The organism is Ruegeria sp. R14_0 (assembly GCF_017743975.1).
Classification (GTDB): domain Bacteria; phylum Pseudomonadota; class Alphaproteobacteria; order Rhodobacterales; family Rhodobacteraceae; genus Ruegeria.
This window is the reverse complement of sequence record NZ_JAGHRC010000011.1, coordinates 95,973-122,066: the sequence shown is the minus strand read 5'-3', so window position 1 is coordinate 122,066 and position 26,094 is coordinate 95,973. Positions and strand designations below refer to the sequence as shown.

The following is a 26,094-nucleotide window of genomic DNA, read 5'->3' as shown; positions in this document are numbered from 1 at the left end:
CTTCATAAATGCCCGGGCTGCCGGGGACCAAATGGGCACTTCCGCCCCAAGGAGAGCCGGTGACACGCATCGCCGGCCAGACAAAGCAAAACCTTTAGAAGGAACTAGAAAATGCGTCACGCACGTGGTTACCGCCGCCTGAACCGTACTCATGAGCACCGCAAGGCTCTGTTTGCGAACATGGCTGGCTCGCTCATCGAGCATGAGCAAATCAAAACAACTCTGCCGAAGGCAAAAGAACTGCGCCCGATCATCGAAAAGCTGGTCACTCTGGGCAAGCGCGGCGACCTGCACGCCCGCCGTCAGGCCGCATCGCAGCTGAAAGAAGACAAAGACGTCGCGAAACTGTTCGAAGTTCTGGGCCCTCGCTACGCCGAGCGTCAGGGCGGTTACGTCCGTATCCTGAAAGCTGGCTTCCGCTATGGCGACATGGCTCCGATGGCGATCATCGAATTCGTTGATCGTGACGTCGACGCCAAAGGCGCGGCCGACAAAGCCCGCGTTGCCGCCGAAGAGGCAGCAGACGAAGAATAAGAAAGCCCTGCTTTCTGAACTGAACCCCTGCGTCCCGGACGCGGGGGTTTTTTTGTGCCTGCGCATGTCGCAATCAGAGCATTTGCGGTGATTTCTGTTGAAGAAACCGGGCCGATCGCGCACCACGCTGAGGGGTGAGCGTGGAGGACGCGGAATGGCAAGTCTTGCAGAAGTACCAAACGAACTCACTGGCCCGTCTGTATGGACCGGACGAGACATGCGCGAACGTGAGGGCGAGTGGATCATTGATCTCACCCCCGCTGAAGTCGCCGATCTTGAGCAGGCGGCGCAACATTTCCTAAGCCTCGGGCGCGATATTGGCGAGATCACAAAAGCGGACTTTCCGCTTCGCCAATTCGACCAACATTTGGCGGATTTGCGCGAAAAGCTGATCGACGGGATCGGTTTCGAAGTGATCCGTGGCCTTCCGGTTCAGGACTATTCGCAAGAGATGGCTGCAACAGTCTTCTGCGGGGTGGGTGCGCATTTGGGTTCGGCCCGGTCACAGAACGCGCAGGGCCACATTCTCGGCCATGTCAGGGATATCGGTGCTGACGCCAACGATCCGAACACGCGCATTTACCAGACGCATGAGCGTCAAACATTCCATACCGACAGTGCCGACATCGTCGGTCTTTTGTGCCTGCGTGAGGCTAAAGAAGGCGGCGACTCGTTGCTAGTCAGTGCCGAGACGATCTACAACCGGATGCGGGCTGAGAGCCCGGAACTGTTGGAACGATTATTCGACCCGATTGCTACCGACAGGCGCGGGGAGATCCCAGAGGGGATGGATCCCTTTATGACGATTCCACCGTTCAGCTGGCATGACGGCAAGCTGACGGTGTTTTATCAACGACAATACATCGACAGCGCCCAACGGTTTCCTGCGGCCATGCGGCTGACGCCCGAGCATATTGAGGCTCTGGATCGGTTCGACGCGCTGGCCAATGATCCTGACCTGTGTCTGACCATGAGACTGCAGCCCGGCGATATGCAGTTCGTCTACAATCACTCGCAACTGCACGACCGCACCGGTTTTGTGGACTGGCCAGACCCGGCGGAACGGCGGCACTTGCTGAGGCTTTGGCTTTCGCCGCAAGGGGACCGGGAACTCCCTGAGGTTTTCAAGCAGCGCTACGGCACGATCAAGGTCGGCCAGCGAGGGGGCATCATTACCGAAGGAACGCGCCTGCACGCTCCTTTGGATTGACCGGACGCTTGCATTGCGCACTCGGTAGTCGCATATCCGGTGGGCGATTAATCGACGGATGGATCATGCGGAAACTATTCTGTTCAGTAGTGTTGGCAGCCTTGGCTGTATCAGCACATGCCGAAACCAAAGTGCCGACATCGCAGGCCGAGATTAGCCTGGGATTTGCCCCAGTGGTGAAACAGGCATCCCCGGCTGTGGTCAACATCTATGCCAAGATCGTTCGGCTGGGGCGTGCCAATCCGTTTTTCTCGGACCCGTTTTTCGAGGATTTCTTTGGCCGCGGTTTTTCCGAGCCGCGCCAACGGGTGCAAAATTCACTGGGATCGGGCGTCATTCTGACCGCGGATGGCTATGTGGTTTCCAACTATCACGTGGTCGGTACAGCGACGGAAATCCGTGTGGTGACCACGGACCGACGCGAGTTTTCGGCGCAAGTGGTTCTGGGCGACAAGGAAAGCGATATCGCGATTTTGCGTCTGGAAGAGGCGCAGGACCTACCGCATTTGAGTTTTCGAGACTCGGATCAGGTTCAGGTGGGAGAGTTGACGCTGGCCATCGGTAACCCGTTCGGAGTGGGCCAGACTGTGTCGTCCGGTATTATCTCCGGCCTGGCACGGACTGGTACGGCGACAGGGAATGCACGGGGCTATTTCATTCAAACCGATGCCGCGATCAACCCTGGCAACTCCGGTGGAGCTTTGATTGACGTGAATGGTGATCTGATCGGGATCAACACTTCGATTCTGACGCGCTCCGGCGGGTCCAATGGTATTGGGTTTGCCATCCCGGCCAACCTCGTGGCGGAGTTCTTGCGTCAGGCCAAGGCCGGGAATGACAGTTTTGTAAGCCCCTGGGCCGGTGTGGCCGGTCAGCACATGAGCGCGGACATCGCGGAATCCCTCGGTCTGGCCATCCCCATGGGCGTTGTGATTTCCGACATACATGACCTGAGCCCCTTGGCCGAAGCCGGTTTGCGTGTGGGCGACGTGGTGACCCATGTGGATGGGGACGAGGTGAACTCGCCCGCCGAGATGAAGTTCCGCATGTCGGTGGCCGGGGTCGGCGGCACGTCACTTCTGACCCGGTTGAGGGGGGAAGATAAAGCCGAGGTTGAGGTGGCTCTGATCAAAGCCCCGGAAACGCCTTCGGCGGATGAGACCGTGCTGGACGACGACACTGTGATGCCTGGGCTCAAGGTCTCTCGGATCAATCCGGCGATCATCACGCAGATGGGCTTGTTACTTTCACAAACCGGTGTCGTTGTGATTGATGCGAACCGTTATGGCGGACGTTCGGGGCTGCGGGCCGGTGACGTGGTGCAGAGTATCAATGGCACCGCGATGAACCACCCCAGCGACGTCGTTGACGCGCTGACAGATCCCGGCCGGCGGGTGAACCTGGATGTGTTGAGGGCCGGGCAGGCGATATCCTTGCGATTCCGGCTGTAGCATCATGAGCGACCTGTTCGATACCCAGTCCGCTGAGCCAGCGCCAAACCCGCATCGCCCGCTGGCCGACAGGTTGCGGCCGCAGTCGCTGGCCGAGGTGATCGGACAGGAGCAGGTTCTGGGCCCGGACGCGCCGCTGGGGGTCATGCTTGCATCGGGCAGCCTGTCCAGCTTGGTGTTCTGGGGGCCCCCGGGCGTCGGCAAGACCACGATCGCGCGGCTGCTGGCGCAGGAAACCGATCTGCATTTCGTACAGATCAGCGCGATTTTCACCGGTGTTCCTGACCTGAAAAAGGTTTTTGAAGCCGCCAAGATTCGGCGGCAGAACGGGCAGGGGACGCTGCTGTTCGTGGACGAAATCCACCGCTTCAACAAAGCCCAACAGGACGGGTTCCTGCCGCATATGGAAGATGGAACGATCCTGCTGGTTGGGGCCACGACCGAGAACCCCTCGTTCGAGTTGAACGCCGCTGTGCTGAGCCGGGCGCAGGTTCTTGTGCTGGAACGCCTCAGCCTTTCTGACCTCGAACGCCTGACACAGCGCGCCGAGAAAGAACTGGGTCAGGCGCTGCCTTTGACCGGACCGGCCCGCGAAGCGCTGCAGGAAATGGCTGATGGCGATGGCAGGGCGCTTTTGAACCTGATCGAACAGGTTGCCGCGTGGAAGATTGATGCGCCGCTGGACCCCGACGCGCTTTCGACCCGACTGATGCGCCGGGCTGCGAAATACGACAAGTCGGGGGATGAGCACTACAACCTGATCTCGGCCCTGCATAAATCCGTACGGGGGTCAGACCCGGACGCCGCGCTTTATTGGTTCGCACGGATGCTGACGGGCGGCGAAGACCCACGCTATCTGGCACGACGGATCACGCGAATGGCGGTCGAGGACATTGGTTTGGCCGATCCGCAGGCGCAGGCGATTTGCCTGCAGTCGTGGCAGACCTATGAACGGCTTGGCAGTCCGGAAGGCGAGTTGGCGTTGGCGCAGGCGCTGGTGTACCTGGCCTTGGCACCGAAATCGAACGGGGCGTACGTGGGCTACAAGGCGGCGATGCGGCTGGCCAAACAGTCGGGTAGCGAACCGCCTCCGAAACATATCTTGAACGCGCCGACCTCATTGATGAAGGACCAGGGTTATGGTGCGGGATATGCCTATGACCACGACGCCGAAGACGGATTTTCCGGTCAAAACTACTTCCCTGATGGCATGGAACGCCCCGAACTGTATCAACCTGTTGAACGCGGCTTTGAGCGTGAGTTGAAAAAGCGGTTGGACTATTTCGCCAAACTGCGCACGCAGCGGAAAAACTAACACGCCGTAGCGTCACAGGCGACAGGACTTAAGAAACGGGTTTCCCTTGGGTCATGAGAGTCGAGGGAGGAAACTCATGACCGTATCTATCGACAAGACGGATGACGTCTGGACCATCATTCACGACAGGCCAGAGGCGCGGAACGCCGTCGACAGTGACCACGCCAAGGCGCTGACGGACGCCTTTCTGGAATTCGAGCACAGCCCGGCCAAGGCTGCCGTGTTCTGGGGGAAAGGCGGCAATTTCTGCGCCGGGTGGGACCTGAAAATGGCCTCGACCTTGTCGGATCCGGAATTGGGCGAACCCTATTACGAAAAACACGCGTTCCCCGTTGGTTCGGCCCCTTCAACGCTTGGTCCGATGGGGCCATCGCGGTTGGAGCTGTCCAAACCGGTCATCGGGGCGATTGAGGGCGCGGCAGTGGCCGGCGGGATGGAGCTGGCGCTGTGGTGCGATATCCGGGTCATGGCCGAAACGGCCTATCAAGGCGTCTATTGCCGCCGCTGGGGCGTGACCCTGATGGATGGCGGCACCGTGCGCCTTCCTCGACTGATCGGGCAGGGCAAAGCGCTGGAGATCGCCTTGACGGGTCGGAAAGTCGAAGCCGAGGAATGCTACCGCATCGGGCTGGCTGAAAAGGTCGTTCCCCACGGAGAAGCGCGCGCCGCGGCTGAGGCCATGGCGCACGAGATCGCCCGTTTCCCGCAAGCGGCTGTGCGCGCCGACCGTCGCTCGATCATCGAGACCCGGGGCATGCCGGTGCGCGAAGCGCTGAAAGTTGAATGGGCCAACGGGCTTGAAGCGATCCGGCGCGAAGGTACGGCGGGTGCGGGCCGGTTTCGGGATGGCGCTGGGCGGCACGGGGACTTCTCGAACATCTGATCTGCTTGACTCTTTGCCCTTGGCACGCCACAGACGCGCATGTTTTCTAAGGCACTTACAGACGGGTCTACCGCGCGGACAATTCGCGCGACGCAGAGGGTATCGGCATGAGCGGCGTACAGATGATCACCGTGGCAGAAGGTGACGGCGACCAGCGGCTGGATCGCTGGTTGCGCCGCCTGTTCCCGCATGTCAGCCAGGGCCGGATCGAAAAGATGTGTCGCAAGGGTGAATTGCGTGTCGAAGGCGGGCGGGTCAAAGCTTCGACCCGGCTTGAGGTCGGTCAGGTCGTGCGTGTGCCGCCCTTGCCCGACGTCGATCACAAACCGGCCGAGGTCAAGCGGCGTGTATCGGATGCTGACGCCAAGATGATCCAATCCTGCGTGATCTATCGCGACGATCATGTGCTGGCCCTAAACAAACCCCATGGCCTGCCGGTGCAGGGCGGCAGCGGCCAGACCCGCCACGTCGACAGCCTGTCCGAGGCTTTACGGTTTGGCTATGACGAGAACCCTCGCCTTGTGCACCGTTTGGATAAGGATACGTCAGGCGTTCTTCTGCTGGCGCGCACACGTGAGGCCGCCAAAGGGCTGACAGCTGCGTTCCGTCACCGCGACACGCGCAAGATCTACTGGGCTTTGGTGGCAGGCGTACCAACCCCGTATCTGGGTGAGATCAAGACCGGGCTCGTCAAGGCTGCGGGCCATGGAAAGCATGGCGAAGGCGAGAAAATGGTCGCCGTTCACCTCAACGAAATCAACGACAACCCCGGTGCGAAACGGGCCCACACGCTCTACGCGACGCTGTACCGGGTGGCCGGGCGCGCCGCTTGGGTGGCGATGGAGCCGATCACGGGTCGGACGCACCAACTGCGCGCGCATATGGCAGCGATTGGGCATCCGATCATCGGGGATGGCAAATACGGTGGCTCCGGGCAGGAAAACCTTGGCGATGGCTGGGGTGCACAGTTGGGCGGGATCATCAGTAAAAAACTGCACCTGCACGCGCGGCAGGCCTCGTTCCAGCACCCGGTGACACGCAAGACGATTACTGTCACGGCGCCCTTGCCAGACCATATGAAGCACAGCTGGGATACGTTCGGCTGGACCGAAGACCTGGCTGCCGAAGACCCGTTCGAGGAACTGCAATGAGCGCACCCTTGCGTTTGGTGCTGTTCGATGTGGACGGCACTCTGGTTGACAGCCAGGGCAGCATTGTCGCTGCGATGACCGCCAGTTTTCAGTCGCTGTCCTTGCCCGTGCCTGACCGGCAGGCGATTCTGTCCATCGTGGGCTTGTCGCTGCCAAACGCCATGGCGCAGCTGGCATCTGACCAATCCAATAGCGTTCAGCACAGTTTGGTTGAAGGTTATAAACAGGCCTACCATGCCAACCGGTTGAAGATGGGTGCAGCAAGCTCGCCGCTTTATCCCGGCGCACGTGACGTGATCGAAGCCTTACACGCGGTGCCCGAAATTCTGCTGGGTGTGGCAACCGGGAAATCACAACGCGGGTTGGATGCGCTGATCGAAGCCCATGAACTGGAGCGCTATTTCGTGACTCGGCAAGTCGCAGACCATCATCCGTCGAAACCGCACCCGTCAATGATTGACACGGCCCGGTCCGAAACCGGAGTTGAGGCTTCGGACACCGTCATGATCGGGGATACCCGGTTTGACATGGATATGGCGCAGGCGGCCGGGGTGGCGGGTATCGGCGTTTCCTGGGGCTATCACGACCGGGCCGTATTGAACGGCGCGGCTTGTATTATTGAAACCTTTGATCAGTTGCCGCGCGCACTGGATCACATCTGGACCTGAAATCATGAGCGACTGGAAGCCTAAGCGATTTTGGACCGCAAGCGCGGTCGTCCAAGCGGATGACGGATACACGGTTGAACTGGATGGTCGTTGCGTCAAAACACCAGCCAAGGCCGGATTGATCCTGCCAACACTGGCCATGGCGCAAGAGGTTGCGGCAGAATGGGACGCGCAGGAAAAAGAGGTCGACCCGACCCAGATGCCCTTTACCCGCTCGGCCAATGCCGCCATCGATAAAGTCCACCATCAGCACGCCGAGGTTGCAGACATGCTGGCCGACTACGGTGACTCCGATTTGCTGTGTTATCGGGCGACTCACCCACAGGAATTGCAAAAACGCCAGGCCGAAAGCTGGGATCCGGCCTTGGACTGGGCGGCAGAAACGCTGGCCGCCCGACTGGTACCTGTGGCGGGCGTTCTGCATCAGCCGCAATCGGCGAAATCATTGGCCACGCTGCGCAGCCGCGTGCACGATTTCAACGACTTCCAGCTGGCCGCCTTTCATGATCTGGTCAGCCTGTCCGGCTCGTTGGTCTTGGGGTTTGCTGCGGCGATGGACTGGCGTAGCGCGGACGAGATTTGGGAAATCTCAAGGCTTGACGAGCTGTGGCAAATCGAACAATGGGGCCATGATGACGAGGCTCACGCCGCCTCGGAAACAAAAAGGGCGGCATTTTTGCACGCTAAACGGTTCTTTGAAATCTCGGCTTGAGCCTATTCTGCGCCAATTTTCGACGCAGAGACGGTCATCTCTGAATTGACTCATCGTTTTCCCTGATCCGACCCTTGACGTTTGTTTATGAATGCGACCAAACTCGTGCGCACTAAAGGGGAGACGCCTTTGGGTAAACCTTTCTGGTGCCAGAGGCGCCGGACAGAGCCGTCCCGAAACGGGGCGGGAAATCAGGAAGAGGTAAAAATGAAAAAATCCGTAATTTTGGGCGCGGCAACGATTGCCGGTCTGGCTGCAGGCGCTGCTGCTGCGGGGACGATTGACGACGTCAAAGCGCGCGGCAAACTGAACTGCGGTGTGACCACTGGTCTGGTCGGCTTTGCGGCACCCGATGCAAATGGCGAATGGCAAGGTTTTGACGTTTCGCTGTGCCGCGCTGTTGCTGCAGCTGTTCTGGGCGATGCGAACGCAGTCGAGTTCGTTCCAACCACCGGTAAAACACGCTTCACAGCGCTGGCATCCGGCGAGATCGACATGCTGGCCCGTAACACCACCTGGACCTTCAGCCGCGACGTCGACCTGAAGTTCGAATTCGTTGGTATCAACTACTATGACGGTCAGGGCTTCATGGTTCCGAAGGCATTGGGCGTAAGCTCGGCCAAGGAACTGGACGGCGCGACCGTTTGTATCCAGACCGGCACCACCACCGAGCTGAACCTGGCCGATTTCTTCCGTGCCAACAACATCAGCTACGAGCCGGTTCCGATCGAAACCAACGCCGAAGCGCAACAGCAATACCTGGCTGGCGCATGTGACGTTTACACCACCGACGCTTCGGGCCTGGCCGCAACCCGCGCCACGTTCGAAAACCCCGGTGATCACGTCCTGCTGCCTGAAATCATCTCGAAAGAGCCGCTGGGCCCGCTGGTCCGCCACGGTGACCACGAGTGGGGTGACGTTGTTCGCTGGACTCTGAACTCGCTGGTTTCGGCTGAAGAGCTGGGCGTGACCTCGGCAAACATCGACGAGCTGAGCGCTGGTACCGACAATCCGGAAATCAACCGCCTGCTGGGTACCGAAGGCACCCTGGGCGAGATGCTGGGACTTGACGCCGACTGGGCCGCGAAAGCGATCAAAGCTGGCGGTAACTATGGTGAAGTCTTCGCCAAGAACATCGGTGAAGAAACACCCATCGGTCTGGCACGCGGCCTGAACGCCCAGTGGACCGAAGGTGGCCTGCTGTACTCGCCGCCGTTCCGCTAAAACATAGACGGATGAGGGCGCAAGGAAACTTGCGCCCTCTTCTATAATAAACTGCTGCGGGCAGATGCAGAGCGGGGACAACCTCGCCGAAATTAAGTAGCCCGCAAGCTACGGGGATCCCAAAACATGTCGACTATGACTGACCCGCCGAAAGCTGATTTTCGGTTGTCGATGCTCATAAACGATACCCGCTATCGCTCACTTACGTTTCAGGTGATTGCGGCCATCGTTATTGCGCTTTGCATTTGGTATCTGGGCAACAACCTGATCCAGAACCTCCGGGCCGCCGGCCTGAACATTTCCTACTCGTTTCTTGGTGACTCTGCCGGGTACGACATCAACCAGCGTCTGATCGAGTATGACAGCCAGTCCTCACACGGGCGTGCAGCTGTTGTCGGATTGCTCAACACGCTTCTTGTTGCCTTTCTTGCTTGTATCACCGCGACAATATTCGGGGTGATCGCAGGTGTTCTGAGGCTTTCGAACAACTGGCTCGTGTCGAAACTGATGGCTGTATATGTCGAGATCTTCCGGAATATTCCGGTTCTGATCTGGATCATCATCATCTTCACCATCATGACCGCTGTGCTGCCGGGGCCGCGTGCGTTCCGGGGGGACAACCCGACATCGAGCATGCTGTTTGATGCCTTCGCGTTCACAAACCGTGGTGTCTATATCCCGCGTCCCGAGTTTGCACACGGTTTGTTCAGCGTGACATTGCTCAACTGGCTTGTGGTTATTGCTGGCCTGGTCGCGTCCTGGTTCGTCGCTCGTGAAATCGAAAAACGGGCAGCACACAAACAGGAAGAAACCGGCATTCGCCCAAAAACCTTGCTGCCCAAACTGGCTGTTTGGTTTGGTCCGTTTATTGTGTTGATGCTGCTGATGGGCCTGACATGGAATATCCCTGAACTAAAGGGCTTTAACTTTAGCGGAGGCATCAAAGTAGGTGGTCCGCTGATCGCGCTTTGGTTCGCACTTTCCATCTATACAGGTGCGTTCATCGCGGAAAACGTCCGCGCGGGTATTCAGGCGATTTCGAAAGGCCAGACCGAGGCCGCCGCGGCGCTGGGCTTGCGTCCGGGTCGGATCATGAACCTTGTGGTTCTGCCTCAGGCCTTGCGGGTGATCATTCCACCGCTGATTTCGCAGTACCTCAACATCACCAAGAACTCGTCGCTGGCGATTGCCGTGGGCTACGCTGATATCACCGCAACCTTGGGCGGTATCACGCTGAACCAGACCGGTCGCGCGATCGAATGTGTCCTGTTGCTGATGCTGTTCTACCTGACCGCATCGCTGCTGATTTCGATGGCGATGAACATCTACAACGCATCCGTCAAGTTGAAGGAGCGCTGAGCCATGACCGATCAAACAACCAATCCGATCGCTTTCGTGGCCGAAGGCCCTATTCCACCCTCACCGCCACCAGCGCGTGAAACGGGTGTCGTCAAGTGGCTGCGTGAAAACCTGTTCTCTGGCGTTGCCAACACGATTCTGACGGTTCTGTCTCTGGTCCTGATCTATCTGCTGCTCAAAAACACTCTGCCGTGGATTTTCAACGGGGTGTGGAATGCCTCGTCCCTGGCTGAATGTCGCGAGATTCTGGCCGGTAAGACCGGTGCATGTTTCGCTGTTCTAACCGAACGTTGGCCGCAGCTCATCTATGGGTTCAAGTATCCCACAGACGCGTACTGGCGTCCAAATCTGGCCTTCATCCTGATGCTGGTCGCGATAGCGCCAGTGTTGTTCTTCGATTTGCCCCGCAAATTGCTGATCTTCACCGCGCTTTATCCGTTCATTGCGTTCTGGCTGATCTGGGGGGGCACCATTCTTGCGCCTCTGGTGGCGCTGGTGGGTTTTGTCGCTGCGGGCGCCGTATTCCAGAAGTTTGGCAGAAACAGCTTTGCTGCCGGATTCTTTGGTGCAATCGTCGTCGCGCTGGTCGTTTGGAACATCGGTGCAGCTCTGATCCCCGAAGGGGCCTCAGAAAATGCGTTGCTGAAAGCCGTTCCCAGCCGGGATCTTGGCGGCTTCATGCTCAACCTCATGCTGGGTGTTACCTGTGTGTCGTTGTCCGTGCCGCTAGGTATCGCGCTGGCTTTGGGGCGTCAGTCCAATATGCCGCTGATCAAGTGGGTCTGCGTCATCTTCATCGAATTCATCCGCGGCGTACCTCTGATTACGCTTTTGTTTGTGGCTTCGGTGATGCTGGCGTACTTCTTCCCGCCTGACAGCACGGTCGACCTGTTCCTGCGCGTCGTGATCATGATCACCATGTTCTCGGCCGCCTATATCGCCGAGGTGATCCGCGGCGGTCTGGCAGCGCTTCCACGTGGACAGTACGAGGCAGCAGATAGTCTGGGGTTGGATTACCCGCAGGCGATGCGCCTGATCATCCTGCCGCAGGCTTTGAAGATCTCGATCCCAGGCATTGTGAACGTGGCCGTGGGCCTGTTCAAGGACACCACACTGGTTTCGGTCATCTCGATGTTCGACCTGGTGGGTATGATCCGGGGTCCAATTCTGGCGTCGACCGAATGGAACGGCGTCTATTGGGAGCTTCTGGGCTTTGCCGCGCTTCTGTTCTTTGTCGTCTGCTACGGCATTTCTCAATATTCACAGTGGCTCGAGCGTCGCCTTGCCACCGATCACCGTTAAGGAGTTCAACGCATGTCTGAACTTGCAATTGACCGCGAAATCGACCGCTCCAAGATGCAGGTGAGCGACGAGGTCGCCATCGAAATCAATGGAATGAACAAGTGGTACGGGTCCTTCCACGTGCTGCGCGACATCAATCTGACCGTCAATCAGGGCGAGCGGATCGTTATCGCGGGCCCGTCGGGCTCGGGGAAGTCCACATTGATCCGTTGCCTGAACGCGCTGGAAGAACACCAGCAGGGCTCGATTGTTGTGGACGGGATCGAGCTGTCGAATGACCTGAAAAACATCGACAAGATCCGGTCCGAGGTTGGGATGGTGTTTCAGCACTTCAACCTGTTCCCGCATCTGACCATTCTGGAAAACTGCACACTGGCCCCAATCTGGGTGCGCAAGACGCCCAAGAAAGAGGCCGAAGAACGCGCCATGCACTTCCTGGAAAAGGTGAAAATCCCGGAACAGGCCAACAAATACCCGGGCATGTTGTCCGGTGGTCAGCAGCAGCGTGTGGCGATCGCTCGTTCGCTGTGCATGATGCCGCGGATCATGTTGTTCGACGAACCCACATCGGCGCTGGACCCCGAGATGATCAAAGAGGTGCTCGACACCATGATCGAACTGGCTGAGGAAGGCATGACCATGCTGTGTGTGACGCACGAGATGGGCTTTGCCCGTCAGGTCGCAAACCGCGTGATCTTTATGGATGCCGGTCAGATCGTGGAACAGAACGAACCGGAAGAGTTCTTCAACAACCCCAAAAGTGACCGGACCAAGCTGTTCCTCAGCCAAATTCTGGGTCACTGAACCGGGTCACAGTACAAAGAAAAGGCGGGCCTTTGTTCCCGCCTTTTTCTATTCCAGCAACTCGCGCGGAATGACAAACCCCTCGACTTGGCCACCGTGCCAGCGAATTTCCGACCAATCGCCGATATCAAATCGGATCACCGTGGTCGCGCAGGTGGGATAGTCGTAGAATCTGGCATGGCCCGGCGGCTGTTTGACGATTTGATCGGCAAAGGCTGCAATACCGGGATTGTGCCCCAGCATCAAAACGGTTTGCCCCGTCGCTCCGGACAGTTCGACCAGCATATCCGCGGGCTCTGCGTGATAGAGCGCGCGGTGAAAGCACAGCTTGTCGGCTTGCAGCCCCATCCTGTCCCAGGTTTCCCGCGTTCTGGTCGCAGTCGAGCTGAGCACTTCGTCCGGCAACCATCCGTTTTCACGCAGCCAGGCCCCAATTGCCGGGGCAGACTTGCGACCGCGCTTGTTCAGTGGGCGATCATGATCGGCCAGGACCAGGCTGTCCCAACTGGATTTGGCATGGCGGGTCAGGATCAGTCTGCGGCTCATGATGGGTGAAACGCTCTCATGTGGTGGGCCGACTGCTCGGGGTCGCGTCCGGCACCCGCGCTAAGCGGGCAGGATAGCCGCGCAAGACATCCGCCTGTCATGCAGGTTTGGCCCTGGTCTGTGGACAAGTGGTCGTGGCAGGCTGCGACGTCATAGAAACTCTGACTGTTCAACGCGTTCACCGGGCAGGTTTGGGTGCAAGGCGCAGCGCAGGTGGTGCAAGGTGATGCACCCTTCGGCGTGGGGATCGGGAACTCATGCTCGAATTGCAGCGCGCCCCGGAATGAGATCATCATGCCGACCTCATCATGTACCAATGCCCCAACCGGGCTGCTAAAGGTGCGCCCTGATTTCAACGCCCAGTCAATAAACGGCGCATACGGGGGGCCACCAAACGGGAAATGAGCTTGGGCCGACAAGTCCTGCGCCATTTGCCCGATCACGCGCAGCGACCAGCGATCAACCGGGTCGTCGCTCTGCCACTCGTCCGAGGTCTTGAGAGTGGGCCAAAAATCGGCCCCTGCACCCAGCAGGAGAAGCGTACCGCCGTCCAATTGTTTGGCGTCAGTAACGCGCGGATGAAGTGCGCCCATGACGATCAAACCAGCCGCTTTTGCAGCCTGTTCCACCTGTTCATAGGAAATCGTCACAGCGTCAGAGGAGGGGTGGGCGCGATCTGGCATGTCTCCTCCTCTTGATGCTCAATCCGGGCGGATCAGTGATCCGGCCCCGTGTTCTGTGTATAGCTCAAGCAGGACCGCATTGGGCGCGCGTCCGTCCAGAATGACAACCGCCCGAACGCCACTGTGCAGCGCATCCAGCGCTGTTTCGGTCTTTGGGATCATGCCACCCGCAATCGTGCCATCCAGCGTCATCTCGCGGATCTGACCGGCTTTCAACTCGGTTACAACGTCCCCTGCGGCATTTTTGACGCCAGAGACGTCCGTCAGCAGCAGCAGGCGATCCGCCTTCAGCGCAGAAGCAATGGCGCCGGCGGCTGTATCGCCATTGACGTTGAACGTCTCACCATTCCGTCCCGCGCCCAGCGGTGCGATCACCGGGATTACATCGTGGGCAAACAGGTTGTGAAGGATTTTCGGGTTCATCTCAGCCGGGCTGCCAACAAAACCCAGAGATTCATCGGTCTGATCGCACAGCATCAGCTGCGCGTCTTTGCCCGACAGGCCAACCGCCATGCCGCCCTGATCGTTGATCGCCTGAACGATGCGTTTGTTGACAAGGCCGGACAACACCATCTCGACCACTTCGACAGTGGCTTTGTCGGTGACACGCTTGCCGTTCACGAATTCGGACTGGATGTCCAGCTTGTCCAGCATGGCATTGATCATCGGACCGCCGCCATGAACGATCACCGGGTTCACCCCGACCTGGCGCATCAAAACGACATCGCGGGCAAAGCTCTCCATCGCTTCGTCACTGCCCATGGCATGGCCGCCGAGTTTGATGACGACAATCGCCCCGTCATAGCGTTGCAGATAGGGCAATGCGCTGTTCAGCGTTGCGGCGGTGGCGATCCAGTCCCGGTTCATGTCTCGTGTCTTCATGGCTGCTGTCCCTTTGAGGTTCCGTGTTAGGAGGTTTGTGACGCGCTGCCAAGACCGGATCGGGGAATGGGCCGTCTCGGGTGGTCCGGGACGGCCCATCTAGGTCAGCTCATGGCGCGTTTCACAGCCGGGATATTGCTGATCAATAGCAAGTCCAGCGCCAGCACGGCCAGGAGGGTCAGCCCGACCAAGGGGAAGGCCATTGCAGTGAACAGGCCAATCAGAACGGCCCCTTTCCACAACGGCATCTCAGATGGCATTGGTGGTGCCGCCAGTCGCCCTGCGCGCTGTGGCCGACGCTTGACCCACATTATCGCGCCCGAGATGCAGACAAAGATGACCGACAGGCAGAAGACCAGGTTCAGGACAAAGTTCCACGTTCCCATCAGGCCCATGTGAAACGGGATACCGAGGGCCATGGATTTACCCATCAGCGAATAGTCTTCGTACCGAACGTCGGCGAGGATCTTGCCGGTGTACTGATCCACATGCACTGTCCGGTCATTCACCGGATCGGTCGAGTCGCTGCTCATACTGTCCCGGTTCAGCGTCCAGACGCCATTTTCCCCGCCCGGATATGCGACCCGGAAACGTCCAGTCATGTCCAGCGCGGTGCCAAGCGCCACGAGGGCATCGATGTCCACGGGTGTGCCTTGGGGTACGCCGTCGATTCCGGCGTCAGAACCCGAGGCAGGCATAGGTGTCTGTTCCAGCGCCCAAGGGACGTCGTTCTGATGACCGTGGTTCATGCTGGCATGGGTCTCGTCAGACAAGGGAACATTGTCCCATTTCTCGGCTGGGAAACTGCTCCATGGTTGCACGATCATGCCGCCCCAGACGCCCGCCCAGGACAGGCCCGAGATCAGGAAGACCACCAGCAAACCGGACATCCAATACCCGACCACCGCGTGCAGGGACTTCCAAAAAGCGCGGCCCCGCGCGCGCAGATTCGGGACGAACGCGGCGATTGCGTTGCCGCGCGGCCACCACAGGTAGAGGCCAGTGAAGACCAGCAACAGGCTCAACCCGGCGGCGATCTCAAGAATGCGGTCGCCGGTTGTGCCGATCAGAAGGGTCGAGTGAATGTTGTCCGCCAGATCATACCAACCCGCGCGGCGGTCCCAAACTTGCAGAACGTCCCCGGCATAGGGGTCAACGGCCACAAGGCGCTGGCCTTCTTCGGTCTTGATACGGAACACGGTGGCCAGATCAGTCGCTTTGGGGCCGATCCACTCAACGACTGTACCGGGCACCGTGGCTAGGGCGATTTCGGCTTGTTGTGAGGCGGGCAGGGCGGTGCCCTGAACCTCTACCGCGATTTTTTCACCGTCACGGCCGTCAAATTGAGTGATGAACATCATCATCAGCCCCGTTACGGCCAGAACGATCAAAAAGGGGATGACGAAAATCCCCGCATAGAAATGCCACCGCCAGGCGGCGAAATAGAATTTTTGCGCAGCAGTATTCTGCGCCGGGGTGTCCCCCAGGGATTGGCTATCCAATGCCATTTTAGTCTCCGGATTCGAAAATTGCCCCGCGCAGCGCCTGCGCAGGTTCACAAGGAAGGAAGTGAATCAGGAGAAGAGGGGCGGAGCCCTGGCATCGTAGCGGGCGTAGAACCCGGCGCTGCGATGGGTAAAGTCACGATGAACCCAGCGGGGCTGGATTGATGCAGCGAACGGCACAACCGCGCCGACCGAGGGCAGGACAGTATCAGCGCCTATACCCGCGAAAGGGCACAGGATGCGCTGATCCGTGTCGTCATGTGTGGGTTCGTCCGGGTCCAGATCAACCCATTGTTCAACCGTTCCTTCGCCGGTGCAGATCACCAGCAGCACTTTCCCGTCGCTGCCCATTGCTGGCATCCAGCCCTGCGGGATTGCACTGGTCAGCACCAGCGCCAACACCGTCAGCACAGGGAAAATGGGGGTTACGAAACTCATTCCAGATGCGCGATAATCGAACGAAGGGTCGGGACGCCGTCACCTTTCTCGGACGAGGTCAGGACGATCTCGGGGAACGCAGCGGGGTGTTTGGACAACGCACCGCGTACCTGCTCCAGAACTTTCTGACGATCGTTGGCCTTCACCTTGTCGGCCTTGGTCATCACGCATTGAAACGTCACGGCGCTGGTGTCCAGCAGCTTCATGATTTCGGCATCAACGGGTTTCACCCCATGACGCGAGTCAATCAGTACAAAGGCCCGGCGCAGGGTTTGACGACCGCTCAAGTACTGTTTCAGCAGGCGTTGCCATTTTTCGACGACCTTCACCGGGGCGTTGGCGTATCCATATCCGGGCAGGTCCACCAAATACAGCTCGGGGCCTTGGGTGAAAAAGTTGATTTCTTGTGTGCGGCCCGGCGTGTTTGACGCGCGCGCCAGACCTTTGGTGCCGGTCAGGGCGTTGATCAGGCTGGATTTTCCCACGTTGGACCGGCCTGCAAAGCAGACCTCAAGCCGGTCAGGGGCCGGCAGGCCATTCATAGCGACCACGCCTTTGACGAACTCGGACGGTCCCGCAAACAGTTTGCGGCCACGCTCCAACGCGAATTCATCCGGGTCTTCGGCCAACGGGAAAGGCAGAGTGTTCATAACAGATGCACCTTGTCGCCGACCGAGATTTCGCCACCTCGGATAACTTCGGCATAGACGCCGAAATCCTGATGACCCCATGTTTCCAATGCGCCAAGAGTGTCAGCATCGCGCTGGCCTGTGCCAGGGTTGGCGGTTGTAGCCAAACAGCGGGTAATCCGTTCGCGCACTTGGAACACGACCGCGCCAACCTGAACCTCGCGACCAACCCAGTCGAATTCTTCCCACAGCGGCAAACCATCAAACCAGATGTTTCCGCGCCAGCGATGGATCGACAGATCGGTATCCAGCTTTTGCCCGACTGCGCGGTTCGATGCCATGTTGCACAGGCTGATCGATGGGAAATCACTGTCGGTCATGCCGCGCCCCGGGACCCTGATGATTCGCGCCGACGCAGCGCGGTCCGCGGGCATCAGCGGTTTGACCCAGTCCAGAAAGGCCTGAGCCTCGTGATCCGGGTCAAAGGTCAAATCGGTACGATCTGGGTGAGACAGGGTCAGGCTGTTCCCGTTGGTCCGGGCCGAAATCGCCATCAACTGCGGCGCCTTCGCGCAACGGCTGAAATTGGCGCACGGCACCCAATCCGACCCGTCCGCTTTGGACGCCTCATGCGCAACCGCCCAAACACGATCCCCGGGCATGGTCTGCCCGGGGGTCATGGTTACGGATTGCACAGCTTCACGACCGTGGCTTTTGATCGGATGCCGCCAGAGGCTGGTCACTTCACCGGTCATTTGTCATCCGTTTTCGGCGTTCGTTTGAAACCGGATTTTATGTTGCCAAACACATCAGGTTTGTAACCCTGGCTGCGCATGATCAAATACTGTTGCGTGAAGGTGATCGTGTTGTTTGCGATCCAGTACACCACCAGCCCGCTTGCAAAGCTGCCCAGCATGAACATGAACACCCACGGCATCCAGGCAAAGATCATCGCCTGCGTCGGGTCGGTTGGTGCCGGGTTCAGCTTTTGCTGCAGCCACATCGAGATACCCAGCAGCAGCGGCAGGATACCGATGAAGATCAGTGCCATGAACGTATCAGGCTGCGGCCCAGCCCAAGGCAGAAGGCCAAACAGGTTCATGATCGAGGTCGGATCCGGGGCGCTGAGGTCCCGGAAGGGGCCAAACCAAGGGGCCTGGCGCAGTTCGATAGTGACAAAGATCACTTTATACAGCGAGAAGAAGATCGGGATCTGCATCAGGATCGGCAAACAGCCCGCGGCCGGGTTCACCTTTTCTTTCTTGTACAGCTCCATCATGCCTTGCTGCATCTTCTGGCGATCGTCGCCTGCGGCCTCTTTCAAGGCCTCCATCTGCGGCTGCAGCTCTTTCATCTTCGCCATTGAAACGTAGGATTTGAACGCCAGCGGGAACAGGATCGCCTTGATGATCAGGGTCAGGCCGATGATCGACCAACCCATGTTGCCGATCAAGGCATTGAGGTAGTGCAGCAGCCAGAAGATAGGCTTGGTCAGGAAATAGAACCAACCCCAGTCAATGCTGTCGATGAACTTCTGAACGCCATCGGCTTGATACTCTCGGATCGTCTCCCATTCCTTTGCGCCCGCAAACAGCCGCGTCGTGACCTCTTCGGTCGCGCCCGGTGCAACTGCGACGGTCGGCAGGACGGTTTCTGTCTGATAGATCTTGCGACGTGCGTCGTATTTTGCAGCGGCCTTGAAGGCGGCCCCTTCTTCGGGGATCAGGGTCGTCATCCAATAGTGATCGGTGAAGCCGACCCAGCCACCTTCTTTGACCTGAAAGACCTCGGCCTGCGCACGTTCGTTCGGATCAATGTCAAAGTCGCGCACGTCGCCATAGTCGATTTCGTCCAGCACGCCATCAGCCATGACCATCACGCCTTCATGCAAGATGAAGAAGTTCTTCAGACCCGGCAGTTCGCCGTCTTCGCCAATGCCGTGGCGAGCCAGAATCCCATAGGGGGCCATGCCGACTTCGGCCTGGGTGTCGTTCTGGACGGACTGGGTGACGGTGAACATATAGTCTTGGTCAACCGCGATGGTGCGGCGGAAGGTTAGACCCTTGCCGTTGTCCCATTTCAGCGTCACGGGCGCATCTACCCCGAGTGTCTCGCCGCTTTCGACGGTCCACAGGGTGTTCGGGCCGGGTACATCAGCTCCGGCGACACCTGCACCCGGTGCCCAGCCGTACAGGGCGTAGTAGGCAGAGTCGGAGCCCACGGGCGAAAGCAGTTCAACGATGGGCGCGCCTTCGTCGATCGAGACTTTGTAGTCCTTCAGGAACAGCTCATCGATGCGGCCACCGGACAAGGACAGGCTGCCCTTCAGGCGCGGCGTTTCAATGTCGATCCGTGGGGCCTGCGCGTCAGGTGCAACTTCGGTTGCGTCTGCTGTGGCTTCGCCGACGGTGTTCGTTCCCGCTGCGCTGGGCGTTTGAATCTCGGTTCCGTCCGTAGCACTGATCTCGGTCGCTTCTGGAGGAGTGGTCTGCTCGGGCGGAGGAAAGAGCACGAACCAAACCAGGATCACCAGAAAGCTGAGCGCGGTTGCGAGGATGAGATTCTTATTCTGATCGTCCATCTGGGACAGCCACCTTGAGCAGTGAAAGACACCCGCTGGGTTCAACAGAGTGCAGGGCCAAAGGTCAAGCGGAATCGCCTTTATTTCACCTCGGATCAGCGTTCCATAGTGTTAATTCGCGTCTATGGGCCTGCTTTGCGTCCGATTTTCGGCATTCCGTTCAGCTTGTTCTGATGTGCAGCCATCCAATCCATCGTTTTTTCGAACGGCATGGGCTTTGCAATCCCAAAGCCCTGAACGTGATCACAGCCCAGCTGCGCCATCAGAGCATGTTCACCGGGCGTCTCGACCCCTTCGGCCAGGGTCTCGACGCTCAGCCGTTCTGCCATGGTCAGAATCGCACTCACCAGTTGCTGTTGGCTGGCGTCGCGGTCTGCCTTGGCCACAAATGAGCGGTCGATCTTGATGCGTGACACATCAAAGCGTTTGATCGACGCAATGGACGCGTGACCTGTCCCAAAGTCGTCCAGGTCAATGCAGCAGCCCAGCTTTGACATGCTCGTCACATTGCGTGTTATCACGTCGTCCGGACGGCGGGAGAACACGGTTTCAAGGATTTCCACGGCCAGTCGATCAGGGGTCAGGTCACTTTGGTCCAGCTCCCATCTCAAACGGTCAATCAGCGCCGGGTCGCGCAGTTCGTCCGACGAGAAGTTCACCCCAATCCGCGGCACGATAAGGCCTGCCCGGTCCCATTCGCGCATCGCGTCAAACGCGTGGTGGCGCATAACCTGGCCCAGCCGTTCCATAAGGTCAGCCTGTTCGGCAAACGGCAGGAAAACCTGCGGCCCCAGCACACCCTTTTGTGGGTGTTCCCACCGGGCCAAAGCCTCGAATCCCGTGATTTGCCCAGTGTCCGTCGAGATTTGCGGCTGAAACCAAGGACGGATTTCGCCGCTGTCCAAAGCTGCAAGAAACTCGCTGCGCAGATTCGCACGGACACGGGCCCGGCGATATGTTTCTGGCGTGTAAGCACGGATAGTGGCGGGGCCGTTCCGCTGCGCTTCGCTTAAGGCCGCGCTTGCGGCTTCGATCCAGTCGGCAAAGGTGTGATCTGAAAGCGTGGATTGCAGGCAGAATCCGATCGAACAAGACACATAGACACTTGTACCGTTCAAAACGATCGGTTCGTCAACCGCGGCTTGAATACGTCCTGACATCTGAATGCAGGCTTCGAGATCAAGAGTAGGTGATGCAGGCAGGCCAATGACGATCTTGCCCTGATCCAGACCCGTGGCAATGTCCTGCGAACGGATGACCGATAGAACCCGGCTGCGGAACTGATCGGCCATCAGTTGGCCGGCCGCATTCCCATGCAAATCCAGAAAGTCGGGGAATCCGTCCAGTTCGACAATCATGCATGCGGCGTCATGATCTGTGCGTGGATTTTTTATCAGCGTGCCCATCTCATGCGCAAAGGTCTCGATGGGGGTAAGACCGCCATCGGCTCCGGCGTGTTTCCCGGCCCGGTTCGCGGTCGACGCCGCCAATGCAAATACGACCGGCAGCGCAAGGGCCACGACGATCAACGCACGTTCCCCACCCGTCCAGTAGGCAGCCAGACTGATCGCTGGCGCAAATGCCAAAGCGGGGGGTCCGCTTAGCGCCGCGGTCAGAGAGTCAAAGGTTTTGTTGAGTGAGATATGTTTCCACATCGGTTGTTCGGGCCTCTACCTTGCGTCCAAAACGCTCTGGTCGACCCTAGGAAACCATTCTGAGTCACTCGTTAACGCAGCTGCGGAATCTCGTCCGAATTGAGGTCTTTTTCACCCGAATTGAGCATAAGGTTCTGAAAATCAAATAGTTTCGGGTCCAAAAGATGAGATGGACGCGCGTTGGTCAACGCTCGGAACATCACCTGGCGGCGGCCGGGGCTGTTCTTTTCCCACTGGTCGAGAATCTGTTTCACCTGCTGGCGCTGCAACCCGTCCTGGCTGCCGCAAAGATCGCAGGGGATGATGGGGTAGTTCATGGCGTTGGCGAATTTCTCGCAATCGGCCTCAGCCACATGGGCAAGAGGGCGAAAGACGAACAGGTCGCCTTCTTCGTTGACCAGCTTGGGCGGCATGGTAGCCAGACGGCCGCCGTGGAAGAGGTTCATGAAGAACGTCTCAAGAATATCATCGCGGTGATGGCCCAGCACCACGGCGCTGCATCCTTCCTCGCGCGCGATGCGATACAAGTTGCCGCGACGCAGACGAGAACAGAGTGCACAATAGGTCCGACCTTGCGGGACCTTGTCCATTACAACGGAATACGTGTCCTGATATTCGATCCTGTGCGGAACGCCCATACGTTCCAGAAACTCGGGCAAAACGGTGGCCGGAAAGCCGGGCTGTCCCTGATCCAGATTGCAGGCCAGCAGGTCAACGGGCAGAAGGCCGCGCCATTTCAGCTCGTACAGAACGGCCAGCAGGGTATAGCTGTCCTTGCCGCCCGACAGGCAGACCAGCCAGCGAGGCGGTTTGCCATCCTTGTCGTGAGCCGATGGGTCCACCATCCCATATTGCTCGATGGCCTCACGGGTTTGGCGCACGATTCGCTTGCGCAGCTTCTTGAACTCGGTCGTCGAGGGCGCGCCAGCAAAGAGCGGGTGGATATCGTCAGCTTCGTCAAACATGCGCTGCCCCTACAGCAGTTGACGCAAACGGGCAAGTATTCGGGTCAGCCCAGGCGTGCGACCAAGGCATCCGTGTCCAAACCGGACACCGCCCCAGGGATCCGCCCGCTATGGCCCATGAGCCGTGCCGCGATATAGCCATCCGCCACTGCGTTAGGGGCGTGGCGCAACAACTGACAGGCCGTCAGCAGCAGCGCCGTATTCTCGGCAAACCAGCGCGCTTCGGCTTCTGCGGGCGTTCCGGGCCAGCGTTCGCGGTGGGCCTTCAGCGCCTGGTCATAACGCCGGTCGGTCCCGGTTGCCTTGTCCAGTTCCGCCTGCAACGCCTCGGCCGCCAATGGGTCGCGGGCGATGGTGCGCAGAATGTCCAGACAGATCACGTTGCCTGACCCCTCCCAAATGCTGTTGAGCGGCGCTTCGCGGTAGAGGAGGGGCATCTGAGTGTCTTCCACGTAGCCCATGCCGCCCAGCACCTCCATCGCTTCGACGACGACTGTGGGGCAGCGTTTGTTGTTCAGGAACTTGGCCAGGGCGACACTGATGCGCGCAAAAGCTTTGTCTTCGTCCGTCTGCCCGTCAAAGGCCTGTGCAACGCGCATGCCCAAGGTCAGCGCGCCTTCCCAGTCCAGCACAAGGTCCGCCAAAACGGAGCGCATCAGGGGTTGGTCGATCAAACGACGCTGAAAAGCGCTGCGGTGTGAGACCCAGTGATGCGCCTCAGCAAGGGCAGCGCGCATCAGACCTGCGGGCGCGACAGCTGTGTCGAGGCGCGTATGATGCACCATTTCGATGATGGTGCGGACGCCTGCGCCTTCGTCCCCGAGCTGATAGGCAAGGGCGTCATGATACTCGATTTCAGACGAGGCATTGGCCTTGTTCCCCAGCTTGTCTTTTAGGCGCATCAGGTGGATCGCATTGCGCTCGCCTTCCAGCCAACGGGGGACGAGGAAACAGGTCAGCCCGCCGGGCGCCTGCGCCAAAGTCAGAAAACCGTCGCACATCGGGGCCGAACAGAACCATTTGTGACCGCGTAACCGCCAATGATCGCCATCCCGTGTGGCGATGGTAGTGTTGGCGCGCACGTCTGAACCACCCTGTTTTTCGGTCATTGCCATACCCAGCGTGGCGCTTGTTTTTTGTTCGATGGGTTTCGTCGACGGATCATAGCTGCGGGCCATCAGTTTGGGCCGCCAGATTGCAGCAATGTCGCTGTTGGCCTCAAGCGCAGGGATCGCTGCATATGTCATGGTCAGGGGACAGCAATGGCCGGGTTCAATCTGACCGGCCATATACATCATCGCGGCATGGGTGGCGTGGCCTCCGGGCTGCTCGTCCCAGGCCAAGCATGCGTAACCCGCGGATTGGCTGATATCCATGATCCTATGGTAAGAAGGGTGAAAGCGTATCTCATCCAAACGCCGGCCACCCTGATCAAACAGCCGCAATTCCGGTGGGTGCTGATTGGCCTCGCGCCCCAATTCCCGGGTTTCGGCGCGGCCTAGGATCTCGCCATAGGATGCCAGCGGATCGGTGCGCGCACCGGTGAACCGCGCCGCGTTCTGTAGCACCGGATCGGACGACCACACGTTCGTATCTCCTCGCAACGGCGGCTGGTTCAGAACGTCATGTGTAGGAAGTGTGTGGCGAGCTTGGGATGTCATCTGAACCTCGGGTTGCGTAGTCCAAGTGTTCAGCGCAGCCTTAGGCTGGTCAAGTCTGACGAGGGGTCACGAACAGCACCCCTTGTCGTCCTTGTTGTCCGGGACCGGATCATATCCATCACCACCCCAAGGATGGCACCGTCCGATCCTGCGGGCCGCAAGCACAGTGCCTTTTATCGGACCGTGTTTTTCGAGGGCTTCCAAGGCATAGGCCGAGCAGGTTGGCTGATACCGGCAGTTGAAGCCGACCCAGGGGCTGAGCACCAGCCGGTAAATCCGGATCGGCAGGGCGATGATATGAGAGAGCAAAGTCATTTCTGCGCGCCGTGGATTTTTCGTAGCGCATATCGAAGGTCGTCTAGCAAGGCGGAATAGGGTCGGTCTGACGTCGAGCCTGCCCGACCAATCAGAACATAATCCCACCCCGCGCGACCATGTTCAGGCAATATAGCGCGTGCGGCCTCGCGCAATCTGCGCTTGGCGCGATTACGGGCGACTGCATTGCCGACCTTTTTGGAGCAGGTGAACCCGACGCGAATGACCGCTTCTTGATCTTCATCAGGGGCGCGTTTGCGGCCCTGCACCATCATCGACGACGTGCCTTGCCTGCGCGCGCGGGCCGCTTTCAGAAAATCGGACCGTTTTTTGAGAACGGTCAAAGTATCAGGCGCGCAAACGGACGCCGCCGGGGGCTTGTCCCCGGGGTGGTTTTTACCATCCACAGGGGCCTCCGGCGGCGTCATGTTCATAACCTGATCGGTGAGCGGTTTACGCGCTCAGCGATTTGCGGCCGCGTGCGCGGCGTGCGTTCAGGATCTTGCGGCCGGCCTTGGTGGCCATGCGCGCGCGGAAACCGTGGCGGCGTTTGCGAACCAGGTTTGAAGGCTGATAGGTGCGTTTCATCGCTCCGTCTCCAATCTATAGCGGTCGGGTGCGGCGCGGATTCGCCTGGCCCTAGTGTTCGAAGCCCGTCCTCTACTGGGTAGCGGGGGGTAAGTCAAACCCCTAGGTGGGGGTTTTCGCGCCTTTTGCAACAATTCTGTAACCACAGCGGGCAAAAGGTTTCAAAACACCGGTTTTCGCAGCCTTATCCCTCACATTCCCTTCCGTAAAGATCAACGCCGCGTGAGGCCCCTGTTGCGCGGCGCGCTGACGGCGCATGTTGGGTGCAAGATGAAACGCACAAAACCGGACAGCGTCATGAGCGATACAACTCAGACCCCACGCAGTGGGCTTACGCGACATATACCTTTGCTGGTGATTCTCGCCGTGGCTGCGCTGGGCTTCTTTATGCTGGGCGACTACCTGACATTCGAGACCCTGCGCGACAACCGCGAGGCCCTGCTGGAATGGCGTGACACGCATTATTGGTCGATGGCTGCAGTGTTTATCGCGGTCTATATCGTGATCGTCGCCTTCTCGCTGCCCGGCGCGGCGGTCGCATCGATGACCGGTGGGTTCCTGTTTGGCCTGTTTGCAGGCACCGTTTTCAATGTCTTTGCCGCCACAATAGGAGCCTCTGCGATTTTTCTGGCGGCGCGTTGGGGACTGGGCGAGTCTCTGACCGCGCGACTGGAATCGTCTGAAGGGACGATCAAAAAGCTCAAGGACGGTCTGCGCGAGAATGAAATCTCGGTCCTGTTCCTGCTGCGCCTCGTGCCGGTGGTGCCCTTCTTCGTCGCAAATCTGGTCCCTGCGCTGGTGGGAGTGAAGTTCCGCAATTTCCTGATCACCACGGCGCTGGGCATTATTCCGGGCGGCATCGTCTACACCTGGATCGGCGTTGGTCTGGGCGGTGTGTTCGATCGGGGCGGGACGCCGGATGTCTCGCTGCTGTGGGAGCCCTTCGTTATCGGCCCGATCCTAGGCTTGTGTGTGCTGGCGGCATTGCCAATAGTCATCAAAGCTTTGCGCGGCAAAAAGGACGCCTGAATCC

Annotated in this window: 27 protein-coding genes; 13 read left to right on the top strand and 14 right to left on the bottom strand. The window is 59.1% G+C overall.

The window, feature by feature from the left end; all coding sequences use genetic code 11:
- The first annotated feature begins 111 nt into the window (after window positions 1-111).
- From rplQ to J7416_RS21370, 12 genes are all read left to right on the top strand, one after another.
- Window positions 112-534 carry a 50S ribosomal protein L17 gene (gene rplQ, locus J7416_RS21425; RefSeq protein WP_170613748.1) on the top strand — a complete coding sequence of 141 codons (423 nt, stop codon included), beginning with the start codon at window positions 112-114 and terminating at the stop codon, window positions 532-534.
- Between the two features lie 154 nt (window positions 535-688).
- Window positions 689-1,744 (top strand): TauD/TfdA family dioxygenase, encoded by a 1,056-nt coding sequence (locus J7416_RS21420; protein ID WP_209227705.1) that lies wholly within the window; start codon window positions 689-691, stop codon window positions 1,742-1,744.
- 65 nt (window positions 1,745-1,809) lie between these two features.
- Window positions 1,810-3,195: a trypsin-like peptidase domain-containing protein gene (locus J7416_RS21415; RefSeq protein WP_209227704.1), complete on the top strand. Its 1,386-nt coding sequence runs from the start codon at window positions 1,810-1,812 to the stop codon at window positions 3,193-3,195.
- Window positions 3,196-3,199: 4 nt separating this feature from the next.
- Window positions 3,200-4,510: a replication-associated recombination protein A gene (locus J7416_RS21410; RefSeq protein WP_209227703.1), complete on the top strand. Its 1,311-nt coding sequence runs from the start codon at window positions 3,200-3,202 to the stop codon at window positions 4,508-4,510.
- 76 nt (window positions 4,511-4,586) lie between these two features.
- Entirely contained in the window at window positions 4,587-5,393 is an 807-nt protein-coding gene (locus tag J7416_RS21405) for a crotonase/enoyl-CoA hydratase family protein (RefSeq protein WP_209227702.1), read from the top strand.
- Window positions 5,394-5,500: 107 nt separating this feature from the next.
- Window positions 5,501-6,544 (top strand): RluA family pseudouridine synthase, encoded by a 1,044-nt coding sequence (locus J7416_RS21400; RefSeq protein ID WP_209227701.1) that lies wholly within the window; start codon window positions 5,501-5,503, stop codon window positions 6,542-6,544.
- The gene (locus J7416_RS21395) at window positions 6,541-7,212 is read left to right on the top strand and encodes an HAD-IA family hydrolase (protein ID WP_209227700.1); all 672 of its coding nucleotides are present in this window, start codon (window positions 6,541-6,543) and stop codon (window positions 7,210-7,212) included. The genes J7416_RS21400 and J7416_RS21395 overlap by 4 nt, the downstream gene beginning before the upstream one ends.
- A 4-nt stretch (window positions 7,213-7,216) precedes the next feature.
- On the top strand, window positions 7,217-7,924 hold the full coding sequence (locus J7416_RS21390) for an ATP12 family protein (RefSeq protein WP_209227698.1): 708 nt from the start codon (window positions 7,217-7,219) through the stop codon (window positions 7,922-7,924).
- Between the two features lie 207 nt (window positions 7,925-8,131).
- Window positions 8,132-9,148, top strand: a complete 1,017-nt coding sequence (locus J7416_RS21385) for an amino acid ABC transporter substrate-binding protein (protein WP_209227696.1) — start codon at window positions 8,132-8,134, stop codon at window positions 9,146-9,148.
- A 126-nt stretch (window positions 9,149-9,274) separates the two neighbouring features.
- Window positions 9,275-10,507 (top strand): ABC transporter permease subunit, encoded by a 1,233-nt coding sequence (locus J7416_RS21380; protein ID WP_209227694.1) that lies wholly within the window; start codon window positions 9,275-9,277, stop codon window positions 10,505-10,507.
- 3 nt (window positions 10,508-10,510) lie between these two features.
- Window positions 10,511-11,809, top strand: coding sequence for an amino acid ABC transporter permease (locus J7416_RS21375; RefSeq protein ID WP_209227692.1), 1,299 nt, complete (start codon window positions 10,511-10,513; stop codon window positions 11,807-11,809).
- 12 nt (window positions 11,810-11,821) lie between these two features.
- Complete coding sequence (locus tag J7416_RS21370; RefSeq protein WP_280636880.1) at window positions 11,822-12,613, top strand: amino acid ABC transporter ATP-binding protein; 792 nt, start codon at window positions 11,822-11,824, stop codon at window positions 12,611-12,613.
- 48 nt (window positions 12,614-12,661) lie between these two features.
- On the opposite strand, the gene J7416_RS21365 is transcribed toward J7416_RS21370, so the two are convergent.
- The 14 genes from J7416_RS21365 to rpmH form a co-directional block, all read right to left on the bottom strand.
- Window positions 12,662-13,159 carry a histidine phosphatase family protein gene (locus J7416_RS21365; protein WP_209227690.1) on the bottom strand — a complete coding sequence of 166 codons (498 nt, stop codon included), beginning with the start codon at window positions 13,157-13,159 and terminating at the stop codon, window positions 12,662-12,664.
- Complete coding sequence (locus J7416_RS21360) at window positions 13,156-13,842, bottom strand: ferredoxin (protein ID WP_209227688.1); 687 nt, start codon at window positions 13,840-13,842, stop codon at window positions 13,156-13,158. Before J7416_RS21360 ends, J7416_RS21365 begins: the two co-directional genes overlap by 4 nt.
- An 18-nt stretch (window positions 13,843-13,860) precedes the next feature.
- The gene (gene argB / locus J7416_RS21355) at window positions 13,861-14,724 is read right to left on the bottom strand and encodes an acetylglutamate kinase (protein ID WP_170467614.1); all 864 of its coding nucleotides are present in this window, start codon (window positions 14,722-14,724) and stop codon (window positions 13,861-13,863) included.
- Between the two features lie 104 nt (window positions 14,725-14,828).
- Window positions 14,829-16,232 carry a PepSY domain-containing protein gene (locus J7416_RS21350; protein WP_209227686.1) on the bottom strand — a complete coding sequence of 468 codons (1,404 nt, stop codon included), beginning with the start codon at window positions 16,230-16,232 and terminating at the stop codon, window positions 14,829-14,831.
- Window positions 16,233-16,298: 66 nt separating this feature from the next.
- A complete protein-coding gene (locus tag J7416_RS21345) occupies window positions 16,299-16,667 on the bottom strand; it encodes a DUF2946 domain-containing protein (RefSeq protein ID WP_247744416.1) in 369 nt (122 codons plus the stop codon).
- Window positions 16,664-17,317, bottom strand: a complete 654-nt coding sequence (yihA, locus tag J7416_RS21340; RefSeq protein ID WP_209227684.1) for a ribosome biogenesis GTP-binding protein YihA/YsxC — start codon at window positions 17,315-17,317, stop codon at window positions 16,664-16,666. The genes J7416_RS21345 and yihA overlap by 4 nt, the downstream gene beginning before the upstream one ends.
- Window positions 17,314-18,051 (bottom strand): MOSC N-terminal beta barrel domain-containing protein, encoded by a 738-nt coding sequence (locus J7416_RS21335; protein ID WP_209227677.1) that lies wholly within the window; start codon window positions 18,049-18,051, stop codon window positions 17,314-17,316. The genes yihA and J7416_RS21335 overlap by 4 nt, the downstream gene beginning before the upstream one ends.
- The gene (yidC, locus tag J7416_RS21330; RefSeq protein ID WP_209227675.1) at window positions 18,048-19,877 is read right to left on the bottom strand and encodes a membrane protein insertase YidC; all 1,830 of its coding nucleotides are present in this window, start codon (window positions 19,875-19,877) and stop codon (window positions 18,048-18,050) included. The genes J7416_RS21335 and yidC overlap by 4 nt, the downstream gene beginning before the upstream one ends.
- A gap of 122 nt (window positions 19,878-19,999) precedes the next feature.
- Window positions 20,000-21,532, bottom strand: a complete 1,533-nt coding sequence (locus J7416_RS21325) for a bifunctional diguanylate cyclase/phosphodiesterase (protein WP_209227673.1) — start codon at window positions 21,530-21,532, stop codon at window positions 20,000-20,002.
- Between the two features lie 71 nt (window positions 21,533-21,603).
- On the bottom strand, window positions 21,604-22,497 hold the full coding sequence (ttcA, locus tag J7416_RS21320; RefSeq protein ID WP_209227671.1) for a tRNA 2-thiocytidine(32) synthetase TtcA: 894 nt from the start codon (window positions 22,495-22,497) through the stop codon (window positions 21,604-21,606).
- A 44-nt stretch (window positions 22,498-22,541) separates the two neighbouring features.
- Window positions 22,542-24,158 carry an acyl-CoA dehydrogenase family protein gene (locus tag J7416_RS21315; RefSeq protein WP_209227669.1) on the bottom strand — a complete coding sequence of 539 codons (1,617 nt, stop codon included), beginning with the start codon at window positions 24,156-24,158 and terminating at the stop codon, window positions 22,542-22,544.
- A 66-nt stretch (window positions 24,159-24,224) separates the two neighbouring features.
- Entirely contained in the window at window positions 24,225-24,473 is a 249-nt protein-coding gene (gene yidD, locus J7416_RS21310; RefSeq protein WP_209227667.1) for a membrane protein insertion efficiency factor YidD, read from the bottom strand.
- Entirely contained in the window at window positions 24,470-24,901 is a 432-nt protein-coding gene (gene rnpA / locus J7416_RS21305; RefSeq protein WP_209227665.1) for a ribonuclease P protein component, read from the bottom strand. The genes yidD and rnpA overlap by 4 nt, the downstream gene beginning before the upstream one ends.
- 25 nt (window positions 24,902-24,926) lie before the next feature.
- On the bottom strand, window positions 24,927-25,061 hold the full coding sequence (gene rpmH / locus J7416_RS21300; protein WP_005980833.1) for a 50S ribosomal protein L34: 135 nt from the start codon (window positions 25,059-25,061) through the stop codon (window positions 24,927-24,929).
- A gap of 297 nt (window positions 25,062-25,358) precedes the next feature.
- Between rpmH and J7416_RS21295 the strand changes: the two genes are divergently transcribed.
- Window positions 25,359-26,090, top strand: a complete 732-nt coding sequence (locus J7416_RS21295) for a TVP38/TMEM64 family protein (RefSeq protein WP_209227663.1) — start codon at window positions 25,359-25,361, stop codon at window positions 26,088-26,090.
- The last annotated feature ends 4 nt before the right edge of the window (window positions 26,091-26,094 follow it).

Excerpts from the sequence above, each read along its gene's own strand:
- J7416_RS21325 (WP_209227673.1), bottom strand. The coding sequence starts at position 21,532 with ATGTGGAAACATATCTCACTCAACAAAACCTTTGACTCTCTGACCGCG.
- J7416_RS21400 (WP_209227701.1), top strand. The coding sequence starts at position 5,501 with ATGAGCGGCGTACAGATGATCACCGTGGCAGAAGGTGACGGCGACCAG.
- J7416_RS21415 (WP_209227704.1), top strand. The coding sequence starts at position 1,810 with ATGCGGAAACTATTCTGTTCAGTAGTGTTGGCAGCCTTGGCTGTATCA.
- yidD (WP_209227667.1), bottom strand. The coding sequence starts at position 24,473 with ATGACTTTGCTCTCTCATATCATCGCCCTGCCGATCCGGATTTACCGG.
- J7416_RS21315 (WP_209227669.1), bottom strand. The coding sequence starts at position 24,158 with ATGACATCCCAAGCTCGCCACACACTTCCTACACATGACGTTCTGAAC.
- J7416_RS21405 (WP_209227702.1), top strand. The coding sequence starts at position 4,587 with ATGACCGTATCTATCGACAAGACGGATGACGTCTGGACCATCATTCAC.
- J7416_RS21360 (WP_209227688.1), bottom strand. The coding sequence starts at position 13,842 with ATGCCAGATCGCGCCCACCCCTCCTCTGACGCTGTGACGATTTCCTAT.
- J7416_RS21395 (WP_209227700.1), top strand. The coding sequence starts at position 6,541 with ATGAGCGCACCCTTGCGTTTGGTGCTGTTCGATGTGGACGGCACTCTG.
- yihA (WP_209227684.1), bottom strand. The coding sequence starts at position 17,317 with ATGAACACTCTGCCTTTCCCGTTGGCCGAAGACCCGGATGAATTCGCG.
- J7416_RS21375 (WP_209227692.1), top strand. The coding sequence starts at position 10,511 with ATGACCGATCAAACAACCAATCCGATCGCTTTCGTGGCCGAAGGCCCT.
- rpmH (WP_005980833.1), bottom strand. The coding sequence starts at position 25,061 with ATGAAACGCACCTATCAGCCTTCAAACCTGGTTCGCAAACGCCGCCAC.
- yidC (WP_209227675.1), bottom strand. The coding sequence starts at position 19,877 with ATGGACGATCAGAATAAGAATCTCATCCTCGCAACCGCGCTCAGCTTT.
- J7416_RS21390 (WP_209227698.1), top strand. The coding sequence starts at position 7,217 with ATGAGCGACTGGAAGCCTAAGCGATTTTGGACCGCAAGCGCGGTCGTC.
- J7416_RS21295 (WP_209227663.1), top strand. The coding sequence starts at position 25,359 with ATGAGCGATACAACTCAGACCCCACGCAGTGGGCTTACGCGACATATA.
- J7416_RS21335 (WP_209227677.1), bottom strand. The coding sequence starts at position 18,051 with ATGACCGGTGAAGTGACCAGCCTCTGGCGGCATCCGATCAAAAGCCAC.
- ttcA (WP_209227671.1), bottom strand. The coding sequence starts at position 22,497 with ATGTTTGACGAAGCTGACGATATCCACCCGCTCTTTGCTGGCGCGCCC.
- rnpA (WP_209227665.1), bottom strand. The coding sequence starts at position 24,901 with ATGACGCCGCCGGAGGCCCCTGTGGATGGTAAAAACCACCCCGGGGAC.
- J7416_RS21345 (WP_247744416.1), bottom strand. The coding sequence starts at position 16,667 with ATGAGTTTCGTAACCCCCATTTTCCCTGTGCTGACGGTGTTGGCGCTG.
- J7416_RS21370 (WP_280636880.1), top strand. The coding sequence starts at position 11,822 with ATGTCTGAACTTGCAATTGACCGCGAAATCGACCGCTCCAAGATGCAG.
- argB (WP_170467614.1), bottom strand. The coding sequence starts at position 14,724 with ATGAAGACACGAGACATGAACCGGGACTGGATCGCCACCGCCGCAACG.
- J7416_RS21380 (WP_209227694.1), top strand. The coding sequence starts at position 9,275 with ATGTCGACTATGACTGACCCGCCGAAAGCTGATTTTCGGTTGTCGATG.
- J7416_RS21385 (WP_209227696.1), top strand. The coding sequence starts at position 8,132 with ATGAAAAAATCCGTAATTTTGGGCGCGGCAACGATTGCCGGTCTGGCT.
- J7416_RS21420 (WP_209227705.1), top strand. The coding sequence starts at position 689 with ATGGCAAGTCTTGCAGAAGTACCAAACGAACTCACTGGCCCGTCTGTA.
- rplQ (WP_170613748.1), top strand. The coding sequence starts at position 112 with ATGCGTCACGCACGTGGTTACCGCCGCCTGAACCGTACTCATGAGCAC.
- J7416_RS21350 (WP_209227686.1), bottom strand. The coding sequence starts at position 16,232 with ATGGCATTGGATAGCCAATCCCTGGGGGACACCCCGGCGCAGAATACT.
- J7416_RS21365 (WP_209227690.1), bottom strand. The coding sequence starts at position 13,159 with ATGAGCCGCAGACTGATCCTGACCCGCCATGCCAAATCCAGTTGGGAC.
- J7416_RS21410 (WP_209227703.1), top strand. The coding sequence starts at position 3,200 with ATGAGCGACCTGTTCGATACCCAGTCCGCTGAGCCAGCGCCAAACCCG.